Genomic DNA, 6,781 nt, shown 5'->3' with positions numbered 1-6,781 from the left:
CCCCGTAAGGGGCAGCACGGACGATCGCAGTCACGATCACAGGCATTGATCGCATGTGCACTGGTCATTGTCCCGCTGGTGGCGGGGGCTGCCGCAGGATTGAATGTGAACAAGGACTCCCACACGACCGGCGAGGTCACAGTTGCGGCAGTTCAGGGCAACGTTCCGCGTCTGGGCCTGGATTTCAACGCGCAGCGGCGTGCAGTGCTGGACAACCATGTTCAGCGTACGCACGAGCTCGCTGCAGAACTACGTTCACAGAACCGCCACGCGGATCTAGTGTTTTGGCCGGAGAACGCCTCGGATGTGAACCCATTCCGGGATGATCAAGCGCGGGATCTCATCATGGGGGCCGTCGAAGACGTCCAAGCGCCGGTGCTCGTGGGCACGCTGACCAAGGACAACGTTGGGGACCGTAATACGGCGGTAGTATTCGACCCAGTAGATGGGGCAGGGGATAAGCATCACAAGAAGTATCTGCAACCGTTCGGTGAGTGGATGCCCATGCGGGATTTCTTCCGACGTTTTTCCCCATTCGTGGACCAGGCCGGGGATTTTAAGCCCGGTACAGGAAATGGTGCCGTGAACATGGGCGGCTACGTGGTTGGTGTGGCCACCTGCTACGAAGTTGCGTTTGACATGGCTTATCGTGATGCTGTGATGGCGGGCGCGCAGATCCTCACCACACCGACCAACAACGCCACCTTCGGGTTCACAGACATGACCTATCAGCAATTGGCAATGAGCCGGCTGCGGGCAATTGAGACGGACCGAGCAGTGGTTGTGGCTGCCACCTCGGGTGTGTCCGCGATCGTGCACCCGGACGGTTCGGTGTCCCAGCACACCGAGATTTTTGAGCCGGCGCATCTAATTGAGCAGTTGCCTCTGCGTGATTCTGTCACTATCGCGGTGCGTTACGGTCAGATTATTCAGTGGTTGTTGGCAGGATTTGGGCTTGTGATCATGCTCGCGTCGTTGTTCCGGGTTCGGCGGGGGTATGCTTCAAGGTTGACCGATGAGCAGCCTGTGCTGCACCGTACCCAACAATAAGGAGAAACCGTGGCTGGTAAACCCAGTGACTCAACGCTGGTGATCATCCCCACCTACAACGAGTTGGAAAACCTTCCGCTCATCATCGGACGTGTGCGTGAAGCAACGCCGGAAGTGGAGATCCTTGTTGTTGACGATAATTCGCCCGACGGCACCGGCGTCAAGGCCGATGAGATCGCAGCGGCTGACAAGCAGGTTCATGTCCTGCACCGCCAGGAGAAGACTGGTCTGCTGGGCGCCTACGTTGCTGGTTTTGAGTGGGGTTTGGAGCGCGATTACCAGGTCATCTGTCAGATGGATGCGGATGGTTCACACGCGCCGGAAGAATTCCCTCGCCTTCTTTCCGCTATTGATGCGGGTGCGGACCTTGTCATCGGATCCCGCTACATCGAGGGCGGTGAAGCCGTGAACTGGCCTCGTAACCGCTACTTGCTGTCCAAGGCTGGCAACATGTACGTGTCACTCGCATTGGGTACTGACGTTGCGGATATGACGGCTGGCTACCGCGCCTTTCGTCGTGAAGTTCTTGAGTCCATTAACTTCGATGAGCTTTCCCGCAAAGGCTACATTTTCCAGGTGCAAATCGCCGATAAGGCGGACCAGGAAGGCTTTGATGTCCGCGAAGTGCCCATCACTTTCACGGACCGCACCCTGGGTGAGTCCAAGTTGGACGCCAGTTTTGCCAAGGACTCCCTGATTGAGGTGTCCAAGTGGGGCTTTGAGCGCCGTTCCACGCAGGTGCGCAATCTGACCCATGAATTCGGTCGCCTTGCTAAGTACCAGCTATCCGAACTGGGTGCGAACAAAATCCCGCGTAAGCTTTCCCGCATGGCCACAACGACTAAGGATATGGCGGAGGAAGGCACGAAGCTGCTCAAATACGAAGTCGGACGTCTGGTGAACAACCGCCACTAAAAGTCTCGACACATGCGAATACCCGGTCGGCTCAAACGAGCTGGCCGGGTAGTTTGCTTTTTGCTTATCGACGGAAGCGTCAGGCCCGCCGACAGATCGACTTAGCCCTCTGCCTGCTCCTTAGCCAGGCGTGCCGCAGCGCGACGGCGCTTGCGGAGCTGATCTAGACGCTCCTCGAGTAATTCGTCGAGTTCGTCGAGCGTGCGACGCTCACACAGCATGTCCCAGTGGGTGCGCGGTGGCTTCACCGGCTTGGATTCCACCCCTTCGCCCTCCATGAGGGTGCCAGTTTGGCCGTTCTTGCAGGGCCATTCCTCGGGAATCTCTGCATCGTCGGCAAAAGGGATCTCGAAAATCTCACCGGATGGGGTGCGGTACTTGGCCATCCTGCGGGGAGCTAGGTCGTGGTCACGGTCCGTTTCGTAGCTCACTGCGCCCATGCGACTACCACGGAGTACCCGGTCAGCCATGCGTTACCAATCCCTTCATTCAAAGTCTCGGCCTAAACTCAAGGCCGTGCGATCTACGAGTATAACGACTCATCTGAATAACGCAGTTTCGGCTCGGTTTGTTCCGTGCCAATGCGGCGATCTTTATTTCGTCACGGTACGATATTGAGTGCTATGGATAACGGTAGTGGGGAAGTGCTCTCCGACTGCGAATGGTGTGGTCGGCCATTTGAGCAAACGCCAGGTCGCGGGCGCCGTAGAAAATATTGCGGTGACTCCTGCAAACAGCGTGCCTATGAGGCGCGCCGAGGGCTTCCGGCGAGAACGAGAAACACCCTGGAAGCGTTTGAGAGCGACGGGGTTGGTGTGCAACGCGCGGAGAGTATTCGTGACCGTCTTTTTGAGCTGAGGTGCGCAGCTGAAGATGTTGCCACGGCAGCCAAGGAGGGTGCGGATACTGAGGAGATTGAGTCCTTGTGCACTGAGCTGGTTACCATGGCTAAGAAGTTAGAACAGATCCGTTAAGGAAGGTGCGAGCATGGGTGATATTGAGCGTGATGGCGAGGCTATCCGCGAAAAGAGGCAACGCAACAACAAGCCGATCATCATTGGCGGCGTCATTGCGGTTACCGTTCTCGCGTTGCTCGCCATTATTCCTATGGTGATGGCGCTGATGTCCACGCCGGGGATTAAAACTGAACCCATTGACACGGCCGGTGCCAAGCCCGCGACAACGGACGTGGATGGTTCCTGGGTGGTACTCAGCCGTCAAGGTAAGAACTACACCTCGGCCGGTTTCACGTTCGATGAATTGCTGCCGGGTGATGCGCGCACCACATCAGGCTCCACAACGGCTGTTAGCGGTGAAATGACCATTGAATCGGGCACGTTGACTGCTGGCGAGGTGACCGTGGATATGACTAATATCGTCACGGACCGTGACCGCCGTGACGTTAATGTGCGCAGGAAGATCCTTCACACAGAGAAGTATCCAGAAGCGCATTTCGTCCTGACGCAGCCGGCTGACGTTTCCGCCTTGCCGGAGGATGGCACGACGGGCGCGGTAACGCTGACAGGTGATCTGACTATTCGCGGAACCACCAATGAAGTGACCCAGGACTTCACAGTGTTACGCACCGGTGACCACGTCATCGTGCATGCGGACATTCCGTTTGATCGCCTTGATTACGGTGTGGAGACACCAGACTTCGTCGCGGCCAAGATTGCCGAGGAGGGCGAGCTCAACATTCGCCTCAACCTGGTGAAGAAGGATTAAACAAGGATAGACGCCATTCCTTCCCCTTTTGTCCGATAATGTACATTATGTCAAGTAGGGCTTGGGGAAGGTTTCTTAATTCTTAAGGCGAGCTATTAGCGCACTCCCCGCCTGTTCCGGTGTGTGAGTGTGTACTGAACAACGTCGAGCATCCCTAATTCAGCCATTGCCTGGCGCAGAGCTAGCTGCCAGACCCACAGGCGCCGGTAAACCACGTCAAAGCCGTCAGCCGCTGCTTCGCGCAGTTGGCCTTGGAACGTGGTCAGCTGATGCTTGAGTGACAACGCTAGATGGTCCGGTGCATGCGTCTCACTAATCACGCGCAAACCGGTGTATTTATCCGCGACCTTCCTCAGCTCGTCAGAATCGCTGTAGTCCAGCGATGGCCAGATGTAGGCACGTAAGGATTCGATGGCATCCCGGGCGGGCTTCGTGAACTTCTCCGTGGCGGTCACGCTTTGGATTACTGCCCTGCCATTCTTTGCCAGCAATGCGTCGATCAGTTGTAGGCGTGCCCGTTGGTGTGGCTTAGGCAAGGTTTCTATATTCTCTACACACACGATTGCGTCGTAACGTCCCGCACGATGCATCAACGCGTGGGACAGATCTTCCACCACGCTAATATGCACGGAATCCGCTACCCCAGCGAGCGTCAGGCGCTCACGCAGCGTTCGGACGACCGCCGGGTCAGTCACCAGCGCATCGACAGTTGCGCGGCGCGAAGCTGCAGCGATTGTTACAGCACCACCTGAACACGGGATTTCGGCGACTTGAGTGCCGGCGCGCACCCCGGCTTCGTCGAGAAGCATGCTCACGCTCCGCGACTGGGCATCACCGAGGTCATGCTTCATTGTTTCCAGTGGCGATGCGAAATGTGTTGTGGCCACGAAGTAGTTCGTGGGCTCCTTGCCACGCCCGGCCGCTGGCACGAAAGACTTTCGGCTCATGCGCTCCGTCGTGGGAACGCCGGTAGCGAAATGGCCGGCGAAAGCACTCATGCCATCCCCCGCATATCGTGTGACGAGTTCCGGTGGGACCTCTCCTCCGACAAGTTGCGGATTGTCCTTAATGTGCGGTGTTTTCGGGGAATACCCAGAGGCAAGCAGGCCTCGGATTACCCTCACTAGGTCCGAGGGGGTATCCGTATGCCACTCTCCTGCCATATACCCCTCGGCGAGCCCCACCCACCCTCGGGCCGCAATGCGTTCAAAAAGTTGTGCATGATCCACCACCAAGTCATGGTCCCTGCCCAGTGACACTTCGAGGTTTGCGCGGGTGCAGTGTTTAGCAAACCTTGCCTCCGCTAGTCGCGCGCGGAGGCGCATTCCTGCAGCTGAAGGGATATACACGAGGGACGGCCAACGTTCGGCGTCCACGGAATCCAGATGAGCAGAATAAGCGGAATGAGTGGGCACGTGGTTCAGGATAGACCTTTGGGATGCCCCAAATGCGGAGCCACGGCGTGCCCACAAAACAAACGCGCGTATGATCACATGGCGGATCTGCCTATAGGCTTTACCCAGGCTAAAACAGGCTCGAAAAAAGCTACGCGCTCAAAAAGAAAACTTAAAGGAGTTTTTACATGTCCAACAAACCGTACCGTCCAGCCGGAAACCGCCACCACGTTGTCATTATTGGCTCGGGTTTCGGTGGGCTGTTTGCCGCACGCGAACTGGACGGCGCCGATGTGGATGTGACGCTGATTAGCCGCACGAACTTCCACCTCTTTCCGCCCCTGCTATACCAGGTAGCAACCGGTATTCTCGGCAGTGGCGAGATTGCAACGTCCACCCGCCAGATCCTGGGCAAGCAGAAGAACACCGACGTTGTTCGAGGCGATGTTACTGACATCAACCTGGCCGACAAGACCGTCACTTTTACCGAAGGCGATGTCACCCGTGTCTATGAGTACGACTCCCTCATTGTTGCTGCCGGCGCGGGGCAGTCCTATTTTGGTAATGATCACTTTGCTGAGTTCGCCCCTGGTTTGAAGACCATTGACCATGCTCTGGAGATTCGCGCCCGCCTGGTCTCCGCGTTCGAGCGTGCTGAGGTCACTGAAGATCCAGCCGAGCGCGAACGTTTGCTCACTTTCGTCATCGTTGGTGCTGGTCCGACTGGTGTCGAGCTTGCGGGCCAGGTGGCGGAGTTAGCTCACCGCAGCTTCCGCAATGAATACTCTAACTTCCGCCCGGCGAGTGCCAAGATCGTGCTTCTTGACGGCGCTCCGCAGGTCCTTCCGCCGTTTGGTAAGCGTCTGGGCAAGAAGGCTCAGCGCGAGCTCGAACGACTGGGTGTCACCGTGTACCTGAACTCCTTGGTGACCAACCTTGATGAGAAGTCGGTGACCTACAAGGACATGACTACCGACGAAGAAACCACGATTGAGTCTTACACCAAGATCTGGTCCGCTGGTGTGGCCGCTTCCCCACTGGGCAAGATGGTTGCAGAGCAGGCTGGTCTCGAAGTCGACCGTGCTGGTAAGGTCCCTGTGAACAAGGACCTCTCTGTCGGGGAGCACCGCAACGTCTTTGTTGTCGGCGACATGATGAACCTCGACCGCCTGCCTGGTCTAGCACAGGTGGCTATCCAGTCCGGCGAGTACGCAGCGAAGGCTATTAAAGCCGGAGTGGAGGAGAACCAAGCGCCAGACCAGCGAAAGGCATTTGAGTACTTTGACAAGGGTTCCATGGCCATCGTGTCCCGTTTCCATGCTGTGGTGAAGATGGGCAAGGTTGAAATTGCCGGGTTCATGGGCTGGATCATGTGGCTGCTGGTCCACGTATCTTTCCTGGTGTCCAAGCGCAACCGTATTGTGTCCATGTTTACGTGGACACTCAACGCCCTGTCACCGAAGCGATACAACTTGGTGTCCACGCTTCAGCACATGCACGCACGTACCGGCCTGCTGAAGTTGGAAAAGCAGGTTGGGGATGATGTCGATGAGTTCGCAGAGATCCGCGACACCAAGGGTGAGAATTAAAACCTCATCGAATTAGCAACCAGCTGATCTCCACTCCCCTTTCGCATATGAAGCGGGGTGGAGATTTTTCGGTTATCGGGCGTAGTATCGCTTGCGCCCCAAAAGTTT

At 57.0% G+C, this 6,781-nt stretch carries 7 protein-coding genes; 5 read left to right on the top strand and 2 right to left on the bottom strand.

Annotation, left to right across the window (positions count from 1 at the left end):
- Together lnt and HMPREF2129_RS03560 are read left to right on the top strand one after the other, a co-directional pair.
- Window positions 1–1,050 (top strand): apolipoprotein N-acyltransferase (gene lnt / locus HMPREF2129_RS03565; RefSeq protein ID WP_156959230.1); only part of this gene is annotated, 1,050 nt, incomplete at its 5' end.
- A 9-nt stretch (window positions 1,051–1,059) separates the two neighbouring features.
- On the top strand, window positions 1,060–1,965 hold the full coding sequence (locus HMPREF2129_RS03560; protein ID WP_034663242.1) for a polyprenol monophosphomannose synthase: 906 nt from the start codon (window positions 1,060–1,062) through the stop codon (window positions 1,963–1,965).
- Window positions 1,966–2,066: 101 nt separating this feature from the next.
- Here HMPREF2129_RS03560 and HMPREF2129_RS03555 read toward each other — a convergent pair whose 3' ends face one another.
- On the bottom strand, window positions 2,067–2,435 hold the full coding sequence (locus tag HMPREF2129_RS03555; RefSeq protein ID WP_034663239.1) for an RNA polymerase-binding protein RbpA: 369 nt from the start codon (window positions 2,433–2,435) through the stop codon (window positions 2,067–2,069).
- A gap of 153 nt (window positions 2,436–2,588) precedes the next feature.
- On the opposite strand from HMPREF2129_RS03555, the gene HMPREF2129_RS10805 reads away from it, so the two are divergent.
- Together HMPREF2129_RS10805 and HMPREF2129_RS03545 are read left to right on the top strand one after the other, a co-directional pair.
- A complete protein-coding gene (locus HMPREF2129_RS10805; RefSeq protein WP_084576513.1) occupies window positions 2,589–2,939 on the top strand; it encodes a hypothetical protein in 351 nt (116 codons plus the stop codon).
- A 13-nt stretch (window positions 2,940–2,952) separates the two neighbouring features.
- Window positions 2,953–3,690 (top strand): YceI family protein, encoded by a 738-nt coding sequence (locus tag HMPREF2129_RS03545; protein ID WP_052092662.1) that lies wholly within the window; start codon window positions 2,953–2,955, stop codon window positions 3,688–3,690.
- Between the two features lie 95 nt (window positions 3,691–3,785).
- On the opposite strand, the gene HMPREF2129_RS03540 is transcribed toward HMPREF2129_RS03545, so the two are convergent.
- The gene (locus HMPREF2129_RS03540; protein WP_034663245.1) at window positions 3,786–5,105 is read right to left on the bottom strand and encodes an SAM-dependent methyltransferase; all 1,320 of its coding nucleotides are present in this window, start codon (window positions 5,103–5,105) and stop codon (window positions 3,786–3,788) included.
- Window positions 5,106–5,272: 167 nt separating this feature from the next.
- On the opposite strand from HMPREF2129_RS03540, the gene HMPREF2129_RS03535 reads away from it, so the two are divergent.
- Entirely contained in the window at window positions 5,273–6,673 is a 1,401-nt protein-coding gene (locus tag HMPREF2129_RS03535) for an NAD(P)/FAD-dependent oxidoreductase (RefSeq protein WP_034663236.1), read from the top strand.
- Window positions 6,674–6,781: the final 108 nt, after the last annotated feature.

Source organism: Corynebacterium tuscaniense DNF00037, assembly GCF_000759055.1.
Classification (GTDB): domain Bacteria; phylum Actinomycetota; class Actinomycetes; order Mycobacteriales; family Mycobacteriaceae; genus Corynebacterium; species Corynebacterium tuscaniense.
Note: the sequence above shows the minus strand (reverse complement) of the source record. Positions and strands in the feature narration are given on the sequence as shown.